Origin of the sequence: Prescottella subtropica, assembly GCF_005434945.1 — a bacterium.
In the GTDB taxonomy this organism is placed as follows: Bacteria; Actinomycetota; Actinomycetes; order Mycobacteriales; family Mycobacteriaceae; genus Prescottella; species Prescottella subtropica.
Map to the genome: position 1 here is coordinate 24504 of NZ_SKCH01000028.1, position 21532 is coordinate 46035.

Here is a 21532-nt window from a genome sequence, read left to right on the forward strand (position 1 = left end):
CCCATGCGTTCTGTCGGACAGTCGCACTGCGGCAACCGACCCGGTGACACCGACTCCTTGGTGGCGGCACTGACCGCGGCGATGGAGAGTCGGTTGACAGGCATCGACTCACCCAGCCCATCTGAACTGACGATCGTGTCGTGGATGCTCTCTGGCGAGTTGGCTGCGATCCGGCCTGAATGCGAGACCGGCACATCGATGGAACTGCAACCGCAGGTGCTCGATGTCCTGTTGCGTGAACTCGACCGAATCAACCACCCCGGCCGCAACCTCGGCGCCGTCGCACAGATCGTCGCGCAACTGGGCGCTGTCGGCGACTAGAACGCGGCCAGGTCCAGATCGTGCAGTGTCGCCGAGACGACATCACTCAACGTGTACTCGCCGGCAACAGTGTGGTGGTAGGTGCCGTGCCCATTGTCTTCCGCGACCAGCAACAGCGGAGACTGCGCCACCTCGTCGAGGAAGTCGACCAACCGCGTGTACGTGACGACCGGCAACTGCAGCATCTCCAACGGGGGCTGCGTGACGACATGACGGGCAACATCCTTGGACAGCGACTGCACCTGCTGCTGCACCGTCATCGCCAGGTCACGCAGAGCACCGGAATCACCTGCATAGCTGGACAATCCCAGAGCTGCCGTATCTGCAACTTGCTCGACAGCCCGGGCAGCACGCATCACCTCGACGAGAGTGGCCGCGGACTCGGCGAGCGTATGAGCGGACAACAGGACCGCGGGAACACTCTCGCCAGTGTCGCCGTCGCTGGTGAGCACGGTAGGGGCGAGGCTGTCCGCCCATCGTTCGGCGGCTTCGGCGGTGATCATCGACCGTGCCGTGTCGGTGCTGACGCCGGCTGTTTCGGCAACCACAGTGACCATGTTGGTGACGAACTCGCTGACCACGTCACGGGAAACCGCGATGCTACGTTCCTGCAGGATCACGCACAGCCGATCCGTTTGCGTGACATGCCAACTTGTTTCGTCCATGCGGTGATCATCGCGCACGGTGTTCGGGTGTCGACGCCGGACGGTGACAAGGGCCATACGGCGAGGTTCCACTGTCGAGGAAGGACATGACGATGACGACGACCTCAGCGGTCCAGGACTGGGATGCTGCGACGGCCGCCCCGGCGGTGATCAGTCAGTTGGAGCAGTCGACGGCCTGGATGGGCAGTGACATGGCGGCGGTGGCACGCCTGTTCGTCGAGCAGCAGAACGCCCAATCGTGGTGGACGCGCACACATCCACGCCGGGGTGGGGCCGATGTCACCGAAATGCTCACTGGCTGGCTGCCGTACGCGTACGGCGTCACCCCGGGCACTCCTCGCCGAACCGAGGACGGGTTGAGTATGGCCGCGCAACTGGTGCGGGACATGCTGCAGGCGCGCGTTCACGCGTTCACAAGCATGCCGATCTACCTGGCCGGCCCGAACGTCGCCGACACGGTGATCATGCTGGCCGGCACCCACACGTATCGGGGGGAGTCGGTGGCCGATGGGGTGGGTATCGGCCGCAGCGGCCACCTGGTGCTACCGACCCCGATCATCCGGCGGCAGCCGTCGCAGTTTGATCAGGTCGTCGACTACGTGCTGCAGCAGGATCCGGTACCGGATGCCGTGCAGGCGATCTCGTGGACCGTCGACACCACTGAGTCCGGCCACACACTGCGCGTGGGGGACTGGATTCTGGTGGGCGAGGTCGGCGACCCCAACGGAAGCAACATCGAACGGCAGGTCGCGGAGGTGATGTGCGACCCCGCCACCGATGGGTTGATGCCGGAAGTGATGTGGAGCAGCGAATGGTCGCAGCCGCTGGCCCGCCCGACCGCCGATACTCGACTGTCCGCTGCCGACCGGATGCGATGCGCGGTGGGTGACTTGAAGTCCGGGAACGTCGCCCCGTGGACTCGGGGAGACATCTACGACGACATCGACGGGCTGCTCTCAGTCCGGTTGGTGCAGGTGCTGTCGGATGCTGCAGCGGTCGGTCTGCTGTCCGCCACTCCGGTGGCTGTCGACGGCGCGAACCGCGAAGTGTTCCTGCTGTCGGCGGCGTCCTGACCAGCAGTGCAAGCGTTGCCGGCGGACGTGTCAGCCGGCGCCGGTGGTCGACAGCAGATGCCGGTCAGCCGTGCCGCACCCGATCGTGATGGGCGACAGTCTGGATCTCGTCAACCGCAGTCGAGGGAAACGAGGCCCCCATGTCGATCACGTTCGCACCGGAGATGGCGCCGGTCATCGGTTTCCGTTTGACCGACCACCTCGGTGGCCGTAGCGGCCTGATCGCCGACCACGTGGACGCCACCGCTCAGCTGGTGGCGCTGAACGCCTCCGGTGACGTTCTGCCCGGCTGCACCGACCCGGAGTCCGCCCGTTACTACGGCGCGGGTATCGAGTCGGTCACCGCTGACGGTGACGATGCACCCGAGGTGAACATGTCGAACACCAACGCGGTGATGCTCCTCGACCTGCTCGGCCTCGACACGGAAGGCTTCGGAGACTGCCCCGCAGACGACTTCCTCGGACGGGTGCTGGTGGCATCCGCTCTCAGCCCCGCCGACGAGGGCGTTCCTGCACACGCGGTGGGCGGGAATCCTCGCATGATCGACTGCGGTCGACGGCCGGGCTACATCCAGGAGCGTCTGGGCGATCTGCACCGGTTGGCGGCCTGGGCGGTGGAGAACGGCCGTACCGTGCAGTGGGGATAGATAGCGAAGCGCACCTGCCGTGAAGGGCAGAGCCACATGTGACGGCCCTCGCAGGACGCGTCCCCGGTGCACTACCAGCGATTCTGTCCAATCTCCGAGGTGGAGCCTCCGTGCCAGCATGGCCGCTCTCGGCAGTAACCTCATCGCCGACCGTGTGTAGGAATCGGCACCTCTGGGCCGACAGGTACGAAGGCAGGCTCTCGGGTGTCGGGTTCAGTTCATGACGTCATTGAGGCGTTCCGTCAGGCACCCAGCAATTCGGAGCGAGGCACGAAGTTCGAGCAGTTGATGGTCCGCTACTTCCAACTCGACCCGCTGCTCTCCCAGCAGTACGAGCAGGTGTGGCGGTGGACGGACTGGCCCGGCCGCGACGGCAAACCGGACACCGGGATCGACCTGGTCGCCCGGGAGCGGGACACGGGCGCGTTCACCGCGATCCAGTGCAAGTTCTACGAGCCGACCCACACCCTCGCCAAGGCGGATATCGATTCGTTTTTCACGGCGTCGGGGAAGAAGCCCTTCACGAACCGAGTGATCATCTCGACCACCGATCGGTGGGGGCGTAACGCGGAGGCGGCACTCGAGGATCAGAACACGCCGGTGCAGCGGATCGGGTTGGCGGAGATCGCCGAGTCTCCGATCGACTGGGATGTGGCCTGGCCGAAGGGCGAACTTACGGTCACGTTGTCGGAGGCGAAGCGGCACGATCCGCGCCCGCACCAGCAGGACGCGATCGACGCGGTGTTCACCGGGTTCGACGCCGGCCACGACCGCGGCAAGCTGATCATGGCGTGCGGAACCGGTAAAACGTTCACCGCGTTGAAGATCGCGGAACGCACCGCCGCCGAGCAGGGCGGGTCGGCGAAGATCCTGTTCGCGGTGCCGTCGATCTCGCTGTTGTCGCAGACGTTGCGGGAATGGACCGCCCAGACCTTGTTGGATCTGCGGGCGTTCGCGGTCTGCTCGGATACAAAGGTTTCCCGCGCCGCGGAGGACATCGGCGCCGTGGATGTCGCGATCCCGGTGACCACCGATCCGGCGACCCTGGCTGCGGAGATGGGGCACCGGAAGCGGGCGAAGGGGTTGACGGTGGTGTTCACCACCTACCAGTCCCTGCCGGTGGTCGCGGCCGCCCAGACGCAGGGGGTGGACGGGTTCGATCTGGTGATCTGCGACGAAGCGCACCGCACCACCGGCGTCACCCTCGCCGGTGAGGACGAGTCGAACTTCGTGCGCGTCCACGACGGCGACTTCCTCAAGACGGCCCGCCGGCTGTATATGACGGCGACACCCCGGCTGTTCGACGAGAAGGTCAAGGATCAGGCGGCCGAGCATTCGGCCGAGCTGGCGTCGATGGACGACGAGACGAAGTTCGGGCCGGAGTTCCACCGCCTGTCGTTCGGGGACGCCGTCGAACGGGGCCTGCTCACCGACTACAAGGTGATCGTGCTGACCGTCGACGAAGACCTCGTCGCCTTCCCGTTGCAGCAGCAGCTCGCCGGCGAGTTCTCCGAGCTGAAACTCGATGATGCGTCGAAGATCGTCGGCTGCTGGAACGGCCTGGCGAAACGGGCCGGACGGACCCCGGACGGCACCGGCTTCGCGCCGGGGGAGCCGCCGATGCGGCGGGCGGTGGTGTTCGCGAAGGACATCGCCGCCTCCAAACAGGTCGCCGACGTGTTCCCGGCCGTCGTGGATGCCTACCGGGATCTGTTGGACGAGAGCGAGAACGACGGCCACGACATCGCGGCGACGAACCGGGATCTGGCGTGTTCGGTGCACCACGTCGACGGCACCTACAACGCCCTCCAGCGCAACGCCGAGTTGTCGTGGCTCAAGGCGCCGGTCCCGGAGGGGGAGTGCCGGATCCTGACGAACGCCCGCTGCCTGTCCGAGGGTGTGGACGTGCCGGCCTTGGATGCGGTGATGTTCCTCAACCCCCGCAACAGTGTGGTGGATGTGGTGCAGTCCGTCGGGCGGGTGATGCGCAAGGCCGACGGCAAGGACTACGGCTACATCATCCTGCCGGTCGCTGTCCCCGCTGGCGTCTCGCCGTCGCAGGCGTTGTCGGACAACCGCCGCTTCAAGGTCGTGTGGCAGGTCCTCAACGCGCTGCGCGCGCACGACGACCGGTTCAACGCGATGGTCAACTCCATTGCCCTCAATAGCACTGCGGCGGAGAAGAAGACCGGTAAGGGCTCGTCGATGCTGATGGGCGACCACATCGGCCCCGTCGCGGACGGCACCGGCGAATCCGTCGCCGGCACCGGCAACAGCACCGATGGTGGCTCGTCGACCGCCGCCGGCTCCGACGGCGCCTCGACCGCCGCCGCCGATGCGGGTGGGCAGGTGGCGCAGCAGATGGCGCTGTTCTCGCTGTCGGAGTGGCAGGAAGCGATCGTCGCGAAGATCGTCGACAAGGTCGGCACCCGCGCTTACTGGGAAGACTGGGCCGCCGACGTCGCCGACATCGCCGCCGCCCAGAACACCCGCATCCGTGCACAGTTGGACGCCGCCGACCCGCAGGTCACCGCCGCGTTCGAGCGGTTCCTGCAAGGCTTGCGGGACAATCTCAACGACTCCATCACCACCGACGACGCGATCTCGATGCTCTCGCAGCATCTGATCACCAAACCGGTGTTCGACGCCCTGTTCGCCGAACACGACTTCGCCTCCCACAACCCGGTCTCGCGGGTGATGCAGGCGATGGTCGACACCCTCGGCGACGCCGGCCTCGAAGCCGAGACCGCGAAACTCGACGGCTTCTACGCCTCCGTCCGCGTCCGCGCCGCCGAAGTGAGCACCGCCGACGGCAAGCAGAAGGTCATCGCCGAGCTCTACGAGAAGTTCTTCCGCCTCGGCTTCCGCAAGCAGTCCGAAGCCCTCGGCATCGTCTACACCCCGGTCGAGGTCGTCGACTTCATCCTCCGCGCCGCCAACCAAGCCTCCCGAGACGCGTTCGGCCGCGGCCTGACCGACGAAGGCGTCCACATCCTCGACCCGTTCACCGGCACCGGCACCTTCATCACCCGGCTGCTGCAGTCCGGACTGATCTTCCCCGAAGACCTGGCCCGCAAGTACAGCCGCGAGTTGCACGCCAACGAGATCATGCTGCTGGCGTACTACATCGCGGCGGTGAACATCGAATCGACCTACCACGCCCTCATCGGCAGCGAGAGCGTCGGGGAGTACAGCCCGTTCGAGGGGGTCGTGCTCGCCGACACCTTCCAGATCACCGAAGACGGCGACAGCCTCGACTCGGACATGTTCCCCCAGAACAACGACCGCATCGTCCGCCAGAAACAGATCCCCATCAACGTCGTCGTCGGCAACCCGCCGTACTCGGTCGGACAGACCAGTGCGAACGACCTGAACGCCAACATCTCCTACCCTACGTTGGACAAGCGGATCGCCGACACCTACGCCGCGCGATCGACCGCGACGAACAAGAACAGCCTCTACGACTCCTACCTGCGCGCCTTCCGGTGGGCCACCGACCGCATCGGTGACGCCGGCATCGTCGCGTTCGTCTCCAACGGCGGCTGGATCGACGGCAACACCGCCGACGGCATCCGCCTCTCCCTCGCCGGTGAATACTCCCGCATTTACGTCTACAACCTGCGCGGCAACCAGCGCACCGCCGGTGAACTCTCCCGCAAGGAAGGCGGCAAGGTCTTCGGCTCCGGAAGTCGTAACACCGTCGCTGTCTTCATCGGCATCAAGAACCCCGCCCACGCCGGCGCCTGCGAGGTCTTCTACCGCGACATCGGCGACTATCTGAGCCGCGAGCAGAAACTCGAGATCGTCGACGCCGACACCCTCCCCAGCATCGACTGGCAGTCCATCACCCCCAACGCCCACGGCGACTGGGTCAACCAACGCAACGACGACTACCTCGCCTGGCCTGCCATCGGCGAGAAGAAGCAGACACCGGGACAGGTCACAGTCTTCGCGCTGTATTCGTCGGGCTTGAAGTCGAATCGGGATGCGTGGGTGTACAACTACGAGAAGTCGGCAGTCGCGTCGAACGTCCAGCGCACGCTCGACTTCTACAACAGTCACGTCGACGACTTTGCTGCTTATTGCGCGGGGAACGCAGTCACAGACCGGAAGGGCGCCGCAGACCAGTTCATGGACAACGACCCGACGAAGGTCAGCTGGAGTGGAGGTCTCAGGTCGGACTTCGCTGCCGGAAAGCATCATTCGTACGAGCCGAAATCTCTCACAGCCGGGCTCTACCGACCGTTCTCTAAGCAGTACGTGTACTACAGCGCTGCGCTCAACGAGCGTCGCTATCAGCTCCCCGTGCTGTTCCCGACCTCGGACCACAAGAACATCGGCATCGTGCTGACTGCACCGGCGTCGCACTTTGAGTTCACCCCGTTCATCACGGATCTACTGCCGAACCTCCATCTGCTAGACACCGGTCAGTTTTTTCCCCGCTGGACGTACGTGAAGGCCGAGCCGGCAGCCGGGGAGCTGGACTTCGCGTCAGTAGGCGCCGCTGACGTCGACGAGCACGGCTACCGGCGGGTCGACAACATCACCGACAGCATCCTTGCCCTCTACCGCGACGCGGTCGGCAATCAGGTCACCAAGGACGACATCTTCTACTACGTCTACGGACTTCTCCACGACCCCGCCTACCGCGCGAACTATGCGGCAGATCTGAAGAAGATGCTCCCGCACATCCCCACCCCCGAAACTCGTGAACGGTTCGAGCAGCTCACTGCAGCTGGCCGGCAGTTGGCGGACCTGCACGTGAACTACGAGACCGTCGAGCCGTACGACCTGGACGTGCAACTCAAGAAGGGTGCCTCCGCTACTGACCGCGAGACGTGGCGAGTGTCGAAAATCAAGTGGGGCAAGAAGAAAGACCCCGACACCGGCAAGAACGTAGACGATCGCACCACCATCGTCTACAACCCGAAGGTCACCATCACAGGCATCCCAGAAGACGCCGAACGCTACATGCTTGGCCCCCGCTCGGCGCTGGCATGGATGCTCGACCGGTATCAGGTCAAGATCGACAAGGCATCCGGGATCGTCAACGACCCCAACGACTGGTGCGACGAACACGACCAGCCTGACTACATTGTCGACCTCATCAAGCGAGTGACCACCGTCGCGGTCGAGACGATGAAGATCGTCGACTCGCTGTAGACCGGACGGGCAGATACGAAGAAACGGGATGACTTAGGCCAGTTGGGCGACACTGTTGTCACTGCCCGACTGGCCTTGCTGGCGCTGTCCGTATTCAGTTGCGCGGGATCTGTGGTGCCGATGCTTCGCTGCGTGCATTGTTGTGCCGCACCGGTTCTGGGTGCCAGTGAGGGTGGGGTGTCCAAGTTCCGACGCGCCTCAGGAGTGTGCTCGCATGACCCCAGCCCCCGCCGCCCTCGATGATGTTTGCCGCCCCGACCGGCCATTACCGGCTGCCGAAGCACCCACAGCCAGCACCTGTTCAGTGTGTGAGGCCCCGATGATCCGCCGGTGGGATACGGCGGGAACCGATTTCACGTGGGTCGACGAGTACGGCCAGCGTGCCGGAGGAGAGTCCCCGATCCCCGGTGTGAGCACTGTCAGCGACTACCTGACTCACCTCCTCGACGGGGACCGGATCGTCGAATACTCCGACTTCTCAGCCCGATCTGCCCTCGGGGCCGGGATTCTGCCGTGGGAGCACTGGCACACACCGCAGCCTGGACCGCCGCTGAATCTGCCCGGCGGTGTCCCCGAGTGCTGCGGGACGCCGATGCAGCTCGTCCGTGACGGCTGGCGTTGTCGTGAGCGGCGCACGTTGTTCTGGCGTGACGAGGAGTCCGCGACTGCCGCAGCGTGACCGTGGGCCGGCACCCCAGTTCGGGGTGCCGGCCCACAGTTTCTGATGGGTGGGCTGTCCGACACCTACCGCCGACGGCCAGGTCCGGGTGGGTTTCGTGGTGCCGCACTCGCGAGGGCCGGTGGTGACGATGGGTTTATCGGAGATGCACAACGACGGAGGGATTGCACATGATGACGATGGGGACTCGTTGGGTCAGTGGATCGTTCACCTTCCCGGACTGCTCGGAGGACGACAACGGGCTGGATGCGTCGATCGGTGACGCGATCGCACGCCTGGGCGCGGTCGGCGTCCACGCCGATGCCGGTGACCGTGTGCCGGTGAACCTGGACGCGCAACTCGCCGCGCTGGTGGCGGGAGTGTTCCGGCCGGACGCGGACCGCGGGATGTGCGGTCACGCCCGCGAACGCGGTGGCGCTGAACTGTGCGTCGTGTTCGACGGATCCGGCCCGGCCAGCGACGCGCAGACGGTGTCGGCGGCACTGTCGGAACTGGCGGAGATCGGCGTGCACGGGCAGGTCGAATGCGTCGAGATCGGCACGGAGGGGCCGACGTTCACCCGCTGGTCGGTGGACGGCGGCCTGGTCAACGTCGATGCGGGTGGCCGCGTCGTCTACACCGGCTGACGCTTTCACCGCATGCGGCCCCAGTGAGGATGTCCTCGCTGGGGCCGCAGTCGTCTGTGAGGCCGGCCGGCCTATCGGGCTGTCCGTCAGATGGAGGAGAGTCCGACAAGCTGCGGTGCGGCCAGGAGGGTGGCCAGCTCGTGATGACGGGTGCCGGCGATACCGCCCCGGTATCCGAGGGGAACCGAAATGTCCGGGAGTCGGTCACCGAGAACGAACAGGTCAGCGGGTTCCGGCCAGTAGTCACCGCTGGTGAGGTCCGGGTCTGCCCACGCCGCCTGGATCTGTGCGGCGATCGCGGGATCGGGGTGGGTGGGTGCGGTGATCGTCGACGAGGCGACGATGTATCGCGCGACGATGGGGCGGATCTCGTCGACAACCTGGTGGTGATCGGTACCGAGGTGGGTGGCGATCCTCCGTACGGGTTGGGCGAGGGAGCGGGCACGCAGGTAGATGCCGTACTTGTCGAGGAGTCGCTGCGCGAGGGCACCCGAGGCGATGAGTGCGACAACCGGATTCGCGTCGGCGGGGGGCGTCGGGACGGCGATGCTGGGGGAGTTCAGGACGAAGGCGTATTCGGCGGCGGTACGCGCCTCGTGGGGGGTGGCTCCTGCGTCGATGAGGTCGCGGCGGGTGTATCCATCGGTCTCGATGGCGTGACGCAGGGCTGACTTGTGGGCGGCGCGTGCGTCGGCGAGGTGGTCGGCGAGTGGTCCGGTCATGGATGGTCCTCCTGGTTGGGTGTGCCACCACCATAGCGGGGCTGCGTGCGATTGTCACACGCAGCCCCAAAGTGGTTGGGATGCAGCAGCACCGACGCTGTCCGTGAATGCTCCTGCCCGCCGCGATTCGTGAGCCTGGGGCAGGTAGCGGAAAGGGGCTCAACCTCATGCAAGGTTGAGCCCCACCGCCAGCAGTTACGCCGCCTGTGCGTCCACCGACTCGGCCGCGAGACTGTCAGCGATCTCCGCAGCGATGACCGCCAACCGGGCGTCCGCGGCGACAAGCGCCCGTTCATCGGGGAACACGGAGCGGGCCGCTTCCCGCGAGGCAGTCTCCTGCCCACGGAACCGGGTGATCGTCTCCTGCAGGCGGGTCACATGCTGTTCGCACGCCACACCGTCAACGTCCTGCAGCATCACCGCCACCACCGGTGCCAGCGCCGACACGCCGCGCCGGAGTTGAGCACGAGACACCGGAGCCGATGCCACCTGCACGTGATCGAAGTCGACACAGAACCCGACGATTGTGTCGTGGACGGTTTCAGCGGAGACAGTGACCGGCCCGAGCGACGCCCGCCGATAGGGGCGAGCCAGCAAGGACCGGACCGACTCTGCGACCCGATCGAACGGAATTGCCGTCGTCGCTGTCGCCTGCTGCAGATCCCGCACCGCCGCCAGCGAACGGCCCAACCGGCGGACCTCCTCGGCGTACATGTCGGCCTGCTGCTCGGCGGCCCGCTGATTCCGCAGATGGTTGGCCTTCCGCAGCCGCAACGTCCGCGCCGTCGCCTTGATCTCCGCCTCCTCCAACAGCAGCGAGTTCCCCGACGCAGCCGCCTTGATCTCCGCATACGCCAACGTCGCATCTCCGATGTCGTCGATCTCGCGGACCGCCGGATCCGGCGAGTACAGGTGCGCGAACGCGCGCGCCTTGCGGTGCAGCACTTCCCACGAGTAGGCGTCGAAGGTTCGTTCGGTGACGTAGGTGAACACGTCCACGACCTCGTTCAGGTTTCCGGGCCGGAACGCGCGACCCAACCCCTGCTCGACATCCGACGGCCGCCACGGCGGCGCCACCATGTGCACGGCCGCCAGGCGGGTCTGAATGTTCGTGCCGATACCGACCTTCGGGGTTGACCCGATCAGCACGGACACCGACCCGTCACGGCACGCCGCGTGCAACGCTTCCCGAGACTTCGCGGTAGTGGCCTCGTGCACGAACCGGATTCGGTCGGCCGGCACGCCACGGTCGATCAGCAGGTGACGCAACCGCCCGTAGGTGGAGGTGTCGTCGGGCTTCGGGGTGCCCAGATCGCAGAGCACCAGTTGCAGCGGCCCCGGGGTGTCGTTGTTGTACACCGCCTCACGGTTCTGGCGGTAGACGTCGGTGATGTGGTCCGCGGCCGCCACCAACTTCGGGGACTGCGATCCGACCCCGACCAACGCCGGATCCAACGCGATCTTGCGGCCGTCACCGCAGATCGCCAGCATGTTGTCGCTACCTGGCTCACGAGTGTTGGCGCCCTGCAGTGCGTCCGCGCGGGCCACGAGACCAGCAACGTAGTCGAGTACCTGCTCGGACGGTTCGACGACGACCGTGTGTTCCCGCCGGTCCGGTCGGGCCAACCCGAGAGCGTCAGCCGGCAGCAGGTCCGCGAACTCGTCGAGGAGACGCCGCAACTCGGGAAGGTTTTGGATCGTCGACGGCCGTGTGTGGGTGCGGAACCCGGACCCGTCAGGGGCGACCTCGATACGGGTTTCCCAGCGGATGAACGTCGCCGCGAACGCATCGAAATGGGACAGCCCCAGCGCGTCGAGACGATCGGGGATCATCAGCCGAGCCCAGCAGTACGTTTCAGCGAGCGTGTTCCGGAACGGTGTACCAGTGAACATGGCGAGCACCGGGCGCCCCGGATGCCGGTCGGCGAGCGTTTCGACCTTCATCAGCATGTCGGTGGCCCGCTTCGACGATCCGAGGGAGAACCCGTCGGCGCGGGTAGCGATCGGCAGGCGAAGGAACTTGTCGGCCTCGTCGACAGCGAGATAGTCGATGCCGAGTTGTTCGAGGGTGATCTGATCGGGGTCGGCGACTTTCGACCGCAGGGCGCTCAGTTTCTCCTCGAGGGACCGGACCGCGCGTGCGATCTGCTTCGCGCCGTGCCCGCGGCCCGGGCCGTCGTGCATGCTTGCCCGTAGTGCCGCCTTCTGCGCCTCGATCCATGACGCTTCCGTTCTCGGGTCGACCCCGAGCGACGTGAACGCCTCATGCGTCAGGATCACAGCATCCCAATTCCCAGTGGCGCAGCGGGCCGCGAACAAGCGGCGGGCATCCCGGGCGAGGTCATCGTCGGTCGCCACCAGGAACCGGGCCGCGGGGAACGCCTGCTGCGCTTCCCGCGCGATCTGCTCGAGCAGATGCTTCGGCACGGTGATGCACGGCCGGTGCACGAACCCGAACCGGCGCAGCATGATCGCGAGACTCACCATCTCCAACGTCTTGCCGGCGCCGACGGCATGACCGATCAGCGTCCGCGGCCGGGACAACGCCATATCCAGTGCATCGAGTTGGTGCGGCCACAACGAGATCCCCGCAGACAGGCCAGGAACCGTCAGATGGGAGCCGTCGGGGCGGCGTGTGACGTGAGAGCTGAACCGCTCGTTGTAGGCGTCGAGGATCCGGCGGCGGCGGGTGTCGTCCTCGAACACCCACACACTGAACCGCTCGTGCAACGCCTGCAGCCGGTCGGCGGCCGACGCGGTCTCGTTCGGGTTCCGGACCCGCTTCTCCTTGCCGTCGACGTAGAAGGAGTCGTAGACGATCGGCCGCTTACCGTTCAGGCCGCACTGCAGCAGGTCGATCGGCGACATATGCGCCGTCCCGTACATGATCCGGGCCTCAGCAGAGCAGCCCAGATTCTTCGGCAACTCCCAGTACGCGATTGACGGAGTGTGCAGGATCCCCCCGACATGGTTTGCGCCGAGTTCATCGCGCACAAACGCCGCCACATCCTCGACCGTCAGCCACGGCGCACCGAGGTTCACCCGCACATCGTTCTCGTCGAGTTGCGCAGGCATGACCTCTTCGAGCGCGGTCACGTTCCGGGCGTAGTCGCTGTCACGGCCTGCAGCCGCCACCGCGGCGACGAGTTTGGTGCGCACATTCCCCGACAAGTAGTCCCGCGCCGGGGTCCACGCGCCCGCCGCCTGCGGATCCCGGTAGACCAGATCCTCGAGCGCGGCCGCGGCCGCATCCTCGCCGTCGACACCCAGCAGGGACGCCACCCGCAGCAAATCCAGGAAACCGCACTCGCCGAGCGTCACCGCCAACGCCTCCGCTGCAGTCTCGACCCGCTCGACCCGCGGCGGACGAACATTGACCCGCCCCAACAGCACTGCCGCAGGCTTCGCTTCCCGCGTATCAGGGTTGTACTCCTCCAACGCCATGACCAGCGAATAGTCCGGGTCGCGGCGGAACCCACCCATCGGGGGACGGCGCACCGACAGCGCCGGAACACCAGTCTCCGGATCCGGCTTGCCCTCGACGATCGTGCCCCGGTTCAACGGGCCCCACGACGCGACATAGCCGGTGTACAGGTCCAACGCCTGGGCGCGGGTGGGGGAGATCTCCTCATCGGGACGGTCGGGGTCCGACTCGAGATCCATCAGCGCGACCGCAGCATCCCGCAACGAGATCAGCGCCCGCAACTCCTTCGCCGGCCGCGGAACCTGCACCAACACCCCGTCAGTGACCGTGACGACCTGCCCGTCGACGAGATGAAACGACCGCTCCTTGCGGCCCTGCGCATCCGCCACCGGCAGATCCGCCCAGCCCACGGAGGGGACTGGATCAGCGGTGATCGGCGGCACCGTCGCGCACACCGCAGCGACCATCGCCGCCGTCGCCGCCACCGGATCATCAGCGAGGACCGCCAACCCGTTGTAGCGGTTACCGGTCACCCGCATCACCCCGGCCACATGCTCCGGGTACGCCGCCCAATACTTGTTGACCCGCACCGGGCTTGCTGCCACACCAGCAGTGACCGGAACGTCCACCACGTCACGACAGTCTGTGACCTGCGTCGACCCGTACACGCTCCGGCTGTGGTCGTAGTTGACCGAATCCCGCCACCCGGACCGGGGCACCCCGGCCCCACGAACCTGGAACACCAGCACATCCGCAACAACATCGGTGCCGGTGAACGTGCCGGTCGGAAGACGCATCGCGGCAACGAGGTTCGCGTCACGGCACACCTCCCGCAGCGAGTTCCCCGAATCCATCACGAACCGGGACGCGATCACCACCACATAACCGCCGGGGCGGACGGCACGGACCGCTCGCCGCAGGAAGTAGGTGTGCAACGGTGCATGAATCTCGTGCGCCGAGTCGTACACGTGCACCGACGAGAACGGCACGTTCGCCACGACCGCATCGAAATGGTTGTCCCGCAACGACGTGGACTGCAGGCGGCCCGTGTAGATCGTTGCCGACGGATGCAGCAGTGCAGCGATCCGCGCCGATGTCGGGTCAACCTCGACACCGGTGAACTCGACAGGAAGACCAGCAGGCGCAGCATCCATCAGCGCACCGTGCCCGCACCCCAGATCGAGTACCCGACCCCCACCGAAACCGGCCGCGCCGAGCACCTGCCACAGGTGGGCCGCCACCGTCGGCGGCGTGTAGAACGCGGTGTCGACGACATCCGCGGCGGCTGCCCGCGCAGGCTCGTCGAGCAGCGAGTCGAGTCGGTCGGCGACGTCGAGCCACATCCCGGACGGTTCCGGATCGAATGCCGGCGCCAGCACACCCCAACCGGGCCACGCCTGCAGCGCCGCCCGCTGACCGGTGGTGACCGGGGACTCGTCGCCGAGATCCCGGACTAGTTCGAGTGCCCGCACAGCGGAATTGACGGTGTCACGTGTTGAAGCCACGACAGAACTCCTCCCATGCCGCCGCGATCCACCGCAGCAGCCAAGAATCAGACAAGTATTTGCGTTGGCTTCAAGGTTCACGGCACCCCGAAAGCGGTGCGGCACGACCACATAACCCCAGATAGATCACGGTCGGTGGCATGTTGCATGTATGTACACCACAGACAGAAAACACATACCGTTCCCTACGCGCTGACAGTGGTGACAACTGTCGCCGTCAACGTCCCACCGCAGCCGACGCCGGCCGCACACCCACCCCTGTCCAGCCCTCCCCGCAGGCGTCGCCCACCAACAGCCGGCGACCCGTGCCGCACCCCACCGGCACGGCCGCGAACGTGGACCCCACATCCGCCAACACAGGAGGCAGCCACATGCTCGCAGCGACCACCACCGGAAGCACCGCCGCTCAAGCGCGCGCCATCAGCATGGCCGCGATGCTCACCCGCGACCTCGATGACATCCCCGACCGCGACCCGCTGGACCGACTGGTCGCGGGCCGCGACATGCTCACCGTCGCCGCACTCGTTATCCGCGCCACCCCCGACAGCGACGCCCGTGGCACCCTCGCCAACGCCGGCCACGACTACTTCCGTGCCCTCGCTGCGTACAACGGCTCCGCCCACGTCCGCGACCTCGACACCGCCGTCCCCACCGGGAAACTGCCCGACGAGTGGATGGCCGTCGTCCAAGCCGCCTACGGCGACTGACCGCCAGAACACCACCGCCGCCGAGCAGATCCCGACCCTGCTCGGCGGCACACCAGGCACCGAACCCTGTCCACTCCCAGCCGGTGAAAGCCCAGCTCACGCACCGGAACCGTGCCGCACCCGACGAAACCGGTTGCGACAGTGGTTATCGAACACGGAAGACAACGAAAGGGGCCGAATATGAAGCGCAAGACCGTTGGTGGCGACGAGGTCGACGCCTTCTCCCGCCGCCGCCACGCCCACAACTGGAAGCCCGGCGAACGCAAGGCGATCAAGACCGGCGCCAACCGTCGCCTCCGCCGCGAGGGCCGCGACGAGGCCCGCCGCGAGGCAGCCGCCCGCTAGACCCCAGCCCCGACCCGGAGGCCCCGCACACGAACAGTGTGCGGGGCCTCCGACATGTCGGCACCCGCCCGGTAGTCGGCCGCACTGTCCGCCATCTCACCCGCCCCGACGCGCCGTGCCGCGCACCCCACACGTCCCCAACAGGATCGACATCGACAATGAAACCCGCAACACGCCAGGAGAATCCGTGACCAACCATGCAACAGGAGAACGCACGGCCAGCATCGTCGAACGCGTCCTCCTCAACCACGACACCGCTGCCACCGACGTCGCCGGCGTCGTCGCACACATCACCGCAGCCGACCGTGCCGCCGCACTGAACCTGCTCCGCTCCCTCGACAACGGTGCAGCCCCCGCAGACGTCGCCGCAGAACTGGCCAGCACCATCGCCGCAGTGTTCAACGTGTGGCGAGACGACGACACCGACTCCCCACTCCCACACCCCTACGGGGATGGCCCCTGGCGTCTCTACCCGGCCGACCCCGGCCAGACGGCCCACCGCGACCCGACCGACTGGGAGGCCGATCAGGAATCCCGCCCGATCGCCACCGTGCACGTGGCCATCATCGAACACAAGTCCGGCAGCAACGTGAGTACCCACCTCACCGCCGCGAGCGCACGAAACGAGATCGCACGCTTCGCCGCCGCATGGTGGGACAGCCGAAACGGTGCGATGCCCGACGACCAGGACGAGCTGATCGACGCCTACTTCGGCGACCACGAGTACGAATGGTGGTCGATCGTGGAAACGCCCATCGAACCGTAGAACCAGACGTGCAGTGCCCGGCAGACCCCACCATCTGCCGGGCACTGCACCGTTTACAGCCGACCCGGTTCGGGGTGGGTTCCCACACCGCTCCCGCTGCCGACAACCGTGCCGTCGAGTCGCCGCCCATAGATCCGAACCGCGTGCCAGCCCCCACCCGCGGTCGCAGCCCGGCCGGCCGTCGCGGCCGCATGAACCGCCCACTCGACGGATTCCCCAAGCCGAACCAGGATCTCGGTCGCGAACTGCTCGGCACGCAACCTCGGCGGATGCTGGCTTTCCCCGAACCGGGCGCCCGTAGCCATGTCCTCCGTGTACTTCCCGACGGTGTGCGCGCGTTCCCGCGCTGCACGCTTGGCTGCCTTATTCCGGGTCATGGCGGGTTTCTCCTCGTTCCTGTCCGGACGCCTGGCCCCGTGCCGGCCGTGGCGCATAAACACACGGATGCGAGACATCACGCGAGTCCGAGACCCTTGCCCTCGGGGGAATCCGCCTGGCACGGTGTCGGATTCACTCGGGGAACGGCCAGCGTGATTGGCCGCTGCACGCACTGTATCTTCCCCGGTTCCGGTGGCCGGCCCCACGGGCAGCAGTTGGCATCACCGGCACCGTCTCCGCTCCATCCCAGCGGATCCTGCCGTGCCGCAACCACTTCGGTCGGCCCATACGTTTCTGGTGTTCCCAACCAGCACGCCAACAGGAGGCAGACATGAGTGACCGTTACACGCCGAAGGTCGGAGACAACGTCGTGATCGGTGAGGCGTTCCTCAAGCGCGGCGAGAAGATCGTCGTCTACGTCGTCAAGAAGGTGAATCCCAAGACGCTCACGTTGGCACCACTGTCGGGAGTGGGTATGGGCGTACGCATCCCCGGATACGGCGTGCAGCCCGCAACGGACGCCCAGGTCGCGGCCGCAGCCGCAGTCGACCCCGCCGCGATGGTCGCGGTCGGCAGCATCGTCACCGTCTCCACCCGCAAGGACCAGTTGTTCGTCGTCGTCGGGGAGACTGCGAAGGGATTCAGCCTCGCTGACCTCAACGGTGACGGGTCGATGCGAACCCGGGCCCACGCATCGCTCCTGCGGAAGGTGCAGGTCGACGCCGCCGCGATCATCGCGGGCGCGGCCTGACCTGATTCCGCTGCTGCGGGCCCGGTGTGAGGGCGCCGGGCCCGCAGCAGACGAAACACGCCAGCATTCAGAGACTTCCCCGAACAGGAAGGAACGGTAGTTGACGTGATCCGAACCTCGGACATCACTATCGCCACGGCATCAGCATCGTCCTACGACCACTGGTTTTGGGCAGTCGGGCCGTTCGTTGGACTCCTGGCACTCGTGTGCCTCACCGCCGCGACATTCGCGTACACGCGGCACCGGAAAATCCACGGAAACGTCCGGTCGGTCGTGCACGAGAGCGCAATCCTCGGTGCGACGACTCTCAGCATCACGTACACGGTCGCCGCGATCATCGCGATCTACTGATCCTTGCCGGTCCGCGACCACATCGCTGTGATGTGGTCGCGGACCGGCAAGGCACACCGACTGCTGTCCACTTCACGAGTACCGTTCCCCACTGCCACACCACACGATCCGGGAAGGCTCCCACGCATGAACCACCGCAGCACCAGCGCCCACCGGGGTCCGCTTCGGAACACTCCCGCGCCAGCACGTGGCCCGCAACCGCTGCCCACCGGCCCGAACATGACCGAAACGATCCACCGGGAACTGTTCTCCGACTACCGGCCGGGAAGCCAACGCGCCCACTGATCCCCGGGCAGCAGCGTCAGCGGAGTCGGCGCGCTTCGGCCACCAACTCCGCTGGCATCGGCCGGTCGTCGGCCCGGGCACGCACCCACTCGGCAGCGTCCGGCACCGGCATCCCCAGCACGGCAGCCAGGTCGGTGACCGTCGTGACCAGGGTGCCGTCGACGCCGCGAACATCCCACGCCCGCAAATCCCGGTAGGCCGGCAGCGGTCGACGCGCACGATCAGACACGCTCCACCTCCCACTGTCCATGGCCGCCGATCACGACGATCTCTTCCTCGGACAAGCATCCCATCCCTGTTCTGGGCAGCGACAACACCCGCGATGCGGGCACGGTGCCGTGCAGTCGAACCGACACGTACTCGTCGTCATCCCACTCACGGCGCGCGAAGTACGACGACACTTCACTGCGGGTCGTGAACGACGACGCCGGATTCAACGCCACCTCGCCGTGGCTGCGTTCACCCTTACTCGCCGGCACCCACGCCGGGGCGTCGCCACTAGTCGAGAACCACATGCCCCGCGACACCGACACCTCCGACACCCCACGATCAGCGAGATACCGTTGGGTGACGGCGTACTGGGCGCGCACGATCGCCCGCGCCCGCCGCGCCTCCACGGTCTGCGGGGGATCCGGGTTCGGTTGCACGAACACGTCCCGCACTGCGGCCTGTGTGTGCACCGCAGCTGGTGCGACATCACGTTCGGTGTGCGCCGCCCATGCAGCCATCGCCTGCGATGCGACCGTCTGCCGGGCCGCTGCACGCACCAGCGCCGGGTCGGCTGCCATCACGTTCGGCGTCGTCACCCGCTCCCCGGTGCCGATCTGTCGCCACGGCTCCCCGTCACCTGTCCGCCAGCACAATCCGCTGGTCGTCGACCCCCACTGGGCGGTTTCGGGTGCCGCCAATGCGGCGCACTCGTCGGTGTCGAACAACTCGGCGTCGTCGGCGTCGGCGAGCGCATTTCCGAGCTGTGTGGCGACCTCCCGTTTCGCGGGGACCGCGAAGGGTTCGAGCGCCCCCTGCGAGAGCACGACCGGCACGGGGATCCCGTCGATGTACTCGTCCTCGAAGCAGGCGTCCTGCGTGCGGGCCAACGCGGCATCCCGGTGCGCGGCGAACGCGGCACTGTCGACGTCGATGCTGCCGTCAGCGTGGCGCGGCAACGACGGAAGATCGTCGACCGGAGGCCCGTACAGGTTGTCGGCGCAGACCGCTGCGATGGCTTCGGCGTCCGCGTCGGTCAACGGGATGTCACGGTAGAAGCCGGCCGCGAGGCTCGCGGCGGCCGCCGACCCCTCATCCGTGACGCCAGCCTGCACAGATGGCATGTCCCCGGTGGGGGAGAGGGCCTGCCTACGAGCTTCGAGGATCGCGGGCGGACACCGGTGAGCGGCCGCCGCGAACTGCCCGCACGCCGGACACTGCCCTCCACCTCCACGCACCGTCGGCGGCGTCCACCCGTCAGCGGCCGCCGGATTCTCGGCAACATCCGCGGCCCGCCGCCGGGCAAACCCGCGAGTCACCGTGCGCCGCACCTCCTCCGCCTGCTCAACCTGTCCGCACGCCTCCAACGCCTGCGCCTCGAGCAACAGGTTGTGCGCGCCCCGCGCCGTCGACGCCAACTCGATCTGTCGGTGCCGAAGCTGCCGGCGCGCAACAGCCAGTTCGCTGGCGGCCTGTTCGATCCACGCCGGCGAGATCGGCTGCCGAGCGGACATCGCGACACGGTCGTCATGGACGAGCTGCAGGCGCCGCACCTCCGACTCGGCGCGATCAAGACGATCAGCAGAGTGTGGGAAGCATCGGCGACCGACACGGCACACGGCAGGGTCTCCTCGAATCACGACAACGGAACGACACGACGGTAGAACCTGCAGTTCCGCCGCATCGCCTTGTGCGGCCGCGTCCACGGGGCGCGAACCGGCATGCGTCCAGCGCCGGCGACCGAGCCCGCGTTGCCGTTCGCATTCCAGGTGCTCCGACTGCCTACAGCTCGAAGCTGTCGTGGCCTCGCGATCGCCGGCCCTGCGTCCCGCCCTCCCTGGCTGCACGGGCCAGGCGGGCGAGGGCTGATTCCTCGGCGACCATGCCTTTCATACCCCGACTCGAGTCGATCGGCGTGTCAGATACGGACATCGCCAGGAAGTCGTCCAACGTCATCCCCGTCCCCGCCTTTTCGCCACTCGGATCAGTTTCCGCAGGCGGGAGGGCGATGCCACGGTGGGAGACCGGCTGCCACCACTGCCACTCCGCCGGCGCGAAGGCTGTCAGGTACGGGTTCTCGGCTTCGGTGATCGAGCAGTGATGAAGCATGCGGAGGACGGCCCTGACCTGGTCGTCACCGTCGATGCACTTCACATCGTTGGCATTCCGGGCATCGAGCCCGTGGACCCATTCGTCCCGGGCGGTGGCTTTTTCGAAGATCGCGATGATGTGGATGTGCCACTGGCGGTGACTGCAGTACGGGCATTCAGTGGTGTCGCTGTGCGTGAGCAGCACCCACTGCTTGATGGCTGGGGTGCTTTTGAGTGCCGTCGTCCTCAGTCGAATGTACTGAGGGTTCTCGTAGTGGTACTGGATGACGTGCACTGCGTGGGAGTAGACGACGGACACGAGGGAACTCCAATCGAATAGGGGCACTCCGGCCAACCGTGAACGCGGCAACTGTTTCGTCTGCCGTCTCCACGACGATCAGCGCAAACAGGCGACCTTGCTGGCGCCTTGAGCTGAGAAGCATTATGACAGACAGGATTTCATCTCCGCGGACCCTGATCGTCCGTGGTGGAGTGCTATTGACCTGTGCGACACAAAATACGGACATAGCGAGAACCGTGCAACAGCACATCCGCCGGATGCCGCACCTGTCAGATGCCGCCCCTATCGTTCGTCTCATCGGAGATACACACCACCTGTGAGGACATCATGGCGAGCAGCATCATCACGCCCCGCACCGTGCGGAAACCACCTGACGGCAACCCTGGAATCCTCACCCGATTCCGGGACTGCCCCCGGTTTGGTTGACACCCAATCTGTGAGGATCCGTCCTCACGATGGAAGGATGTCCCCATGCCGAAGCCGTTCCCCGAGGAGTTCCGACGCGACGTCATCGCCGTCGCACGCA

General features: G+C 66.5%; 17 protein-coding genes. 10 read left to right on the plus strand and 7 right to left on the minus strand.

Going from position 1 to position 21532, the window contains the following annotated elements:
• Nucleotides 1–3 precede the first annotated feature (3 nt).
• The gene (locus E0497_RS18105) at nucleotides 4–321 is read left to right on the plus strand and encodes a hypothetical protein (RefSeq protein ID WP_161987448.1); all 318 of its coding nucleotides are present in this window, start codon (nucleotides 4–6) and stop codon (nucleotides 319–321) included.
• Here the strand turns inward: E0497_RS18105 and E0497_RS18110 are convergent.
• Entirely contained in the window at nucleotides 318–1043 is a 726-nt protein-coding gene (locus E0497_RS18110) for a hypothetical protein (protein WP_206663660.1), read from the minus strand. The two genes, E0497_RS18105 and E0497_RS18110, sit on opposite strands and share 4 nt — an antisense overlap.
• Nucleotides 1044–1078: 35 nt before the next feature.
• Between E0497_RS18110 and E0497_RS18115 the strand changes: the two genes are divergently transcribed.
• The 5 genes from E0497_RS18115 (at nucleotide 1079) to E0497_RS18135 (ending at nucleotide 9174) form a co-directional block, all read left to right on the plus strand.
• A complete protein-coding gene (locus E0497_RS18115) occupies nucleotides 1079–2059 on the plus strand; it encodes a hypothetical protein (protein ID WP_137726195.1) in 981 nt (326 codons plus the stop codon).
• 140 nt (nucleotides 2060–2199) lie between these two features.
• Nucleotides 2200–2706: a hypothetical protein gene (locus tag E0497_RS20700; protein ID WP_206663661.1), complete on the plus strand. Its 507-nt coding sequence runs from the start codon at nucleotides 2200–2202 to the stop codon at nucleotides 2704–2706.
• 204 nt (nucleotides 2707–2910) lie between these two features.
• The gene (locus E0497_RS18125; protein ID WP_241665958.1) at nucleotides 2911–7869 is read left to right on the plus strand and encodes a DEAD/DEAH box helicase; all 4959 of its coding nucleotides are present in this window, start codon (nucleotides 2911–2913) and stop codon (nucleotides 7867–7869) included.
• Between the two features lie 409 nt (nucleotides 7870–8278).
• A complete protein-coding gene (locus E0497_RS18130; RefSeq protein WP_137726196.1) occupies nucleotides 8279–8548 on the plus strand; it encodes a hypothetical protein in 270 nt (89 codons plus the stop codon).
• A 179-nt stretch (nucleotides 8549–8727) separates the two neighbouring features.
• On the plus strand, nucleotides 8728–9174 hold the full coding sequence (locus E0497_RS18135; protein ID WP_137726197.1) for a hypothetical protein: 447 nt from the start codon (nucleotides 8728–8730) through the stop codon (nucleotides 9172–9174).
• Between the two features lie 86 nt (nucleotides 9175–9260).
• On the opposite strand, the gene E0497_RS18140 is transcribed toward E0497_RS18135, so the two are convergent.
• Both E0497_RS18140 and E0497_RS18145 read right to left on the minus strand, forming a co-directional pair.
• Complete coding sequence (locus E0497_RS18140; RefSeq protein ID WP_137726198.1) at nucleotides 9261–9896, minus strand: hypothetical protein; 636 nt, start codon at nucleotides 9894–9896, stop codon at nucleotides 9261–9263.
• A 195-nt stretch (nucleotides 9897–10091) separates the two neighbouring features.
• Nucleotides 10092–14825, minus strand: a complete 4734-nt coding sequence (locus tag E0497_RS18145) for a methyltransferase domain-containing protein (RefSeq protein WP_137726199.1) — start codon at nucleotides 14823–14825, stop codon at nucleotides 10092–10094.
• A 371-nt stretch (nucleotides 14826–15196) separates the two neighbouring features.
• Between E0497_RS18145 and E0497_RS18150 the strand changes: the two genes are divergently transcribed.
• From E0497_RS18150 to E0497_RS18155, 3 genes are all read left to right on the plus strand, one after another.
• Entirely contained in the window at nucleotides 15197–15532 is a 336-nt protein-coding gene (locus tag E0497_RS18150; protein ID WP_137726200.1) for a hypothetical protein, read from the plus strand.
• Nucleotides 15533–15712: 180 nt separating this feature from the next.
• A complete protein-coding gene (locus tag E0497_RS20470; RefSeq protein WP_161987449.1) occupies nucleotides 15713–15877 on the plus strand; it encodes a hypothetical protein in 165 nt (54 codons plus the stop codon).
• A gap of 187 nt (nucleotides 15878–16064) precedes the next feature.
• Nucleotides 16065–16643, plus strand: a complete 579-nt coding sequence (locus E0497_RS18155) for a hypothetical protein (protein WP_137726201.1) — start codon at nucleotides 16065–16067, stop codon at nucleotides 16641–16643.
• Nucleotides 16644–16696: 53 nt separating this feature from the next.
• Here the strand turns inward: E0497_RS18155 and E0497_RS18160 are convergent, their stop codons facing one another.
• Complete coding sequence (locus tag E0497_RS18160; protein WP_137726202.1) at nucleotides 16697–17020, minus strand: hypothetical protein; 324 nt, start codon at nucleotides 17018–17020, stop codon at nucleotides 16697–16699.
• Between the two features lie 332 nt (nucleotides 17021–17352).
• Here E0497_RS18160 and E0497_RS18165 point away from each other — a divergent pair, with 332 nt between their 5' ends.
• Nucleotides 17353–17772, plus strand: coding sequence for a hypothetical protein (locus tag E0497_RS18165; RefSeq protein WP_137726203.1), 420 nt, complete (start codon nucleotides 17353–17355; stop codon nucleotides 17770–17772).
• 652 nt (nucleotides 17773–18424) lie between these two features.
• Here E0497_RS18165 and E0497_RS18170 read toward each other — a convergent pair.
• The 3 genes from E0497_RS18170 to E0497_RS18180 form a co-directional block, all read right to left on the minus strand.
• Complete coding sequence (locus E0497_RS18170; protein WP_137726204.1) at nucleotides 18425–18637, minus strand: hypothetical protein; 213 nt, start codon at nucleotides 18635–18637, stop codon at nucleotides 18425–18427.
• Nucleotides 18630–20129: a hypothetical protein gene (locus E0497_RS18175; protein WP_137726205.1), complete on the minus strand. Its 1500-nt coding sequence runs from the start codon at nucleotides 20127–20129 to the stop codon at nucleotides 18630–18632. Before E0497_RS18175 ends, E0497_RS18170 begins: the two co-directional genes overlap by 8 nt.
• Nucleotides 20130–20397: 268 nt before the next feature.
• Nucleotides 20398–21024: a hypothetical protein gene (locus E0497_RS18180; protein WP_137726206.1), complete on the minus strand. Its 627-nt coding sequence runs from the start codon at nucleotides 21022–21024 to the stop codon at nucleotides 20398–20400.
• Nucleotides 21025–21532: the final 508 nt, after the last annotated feature.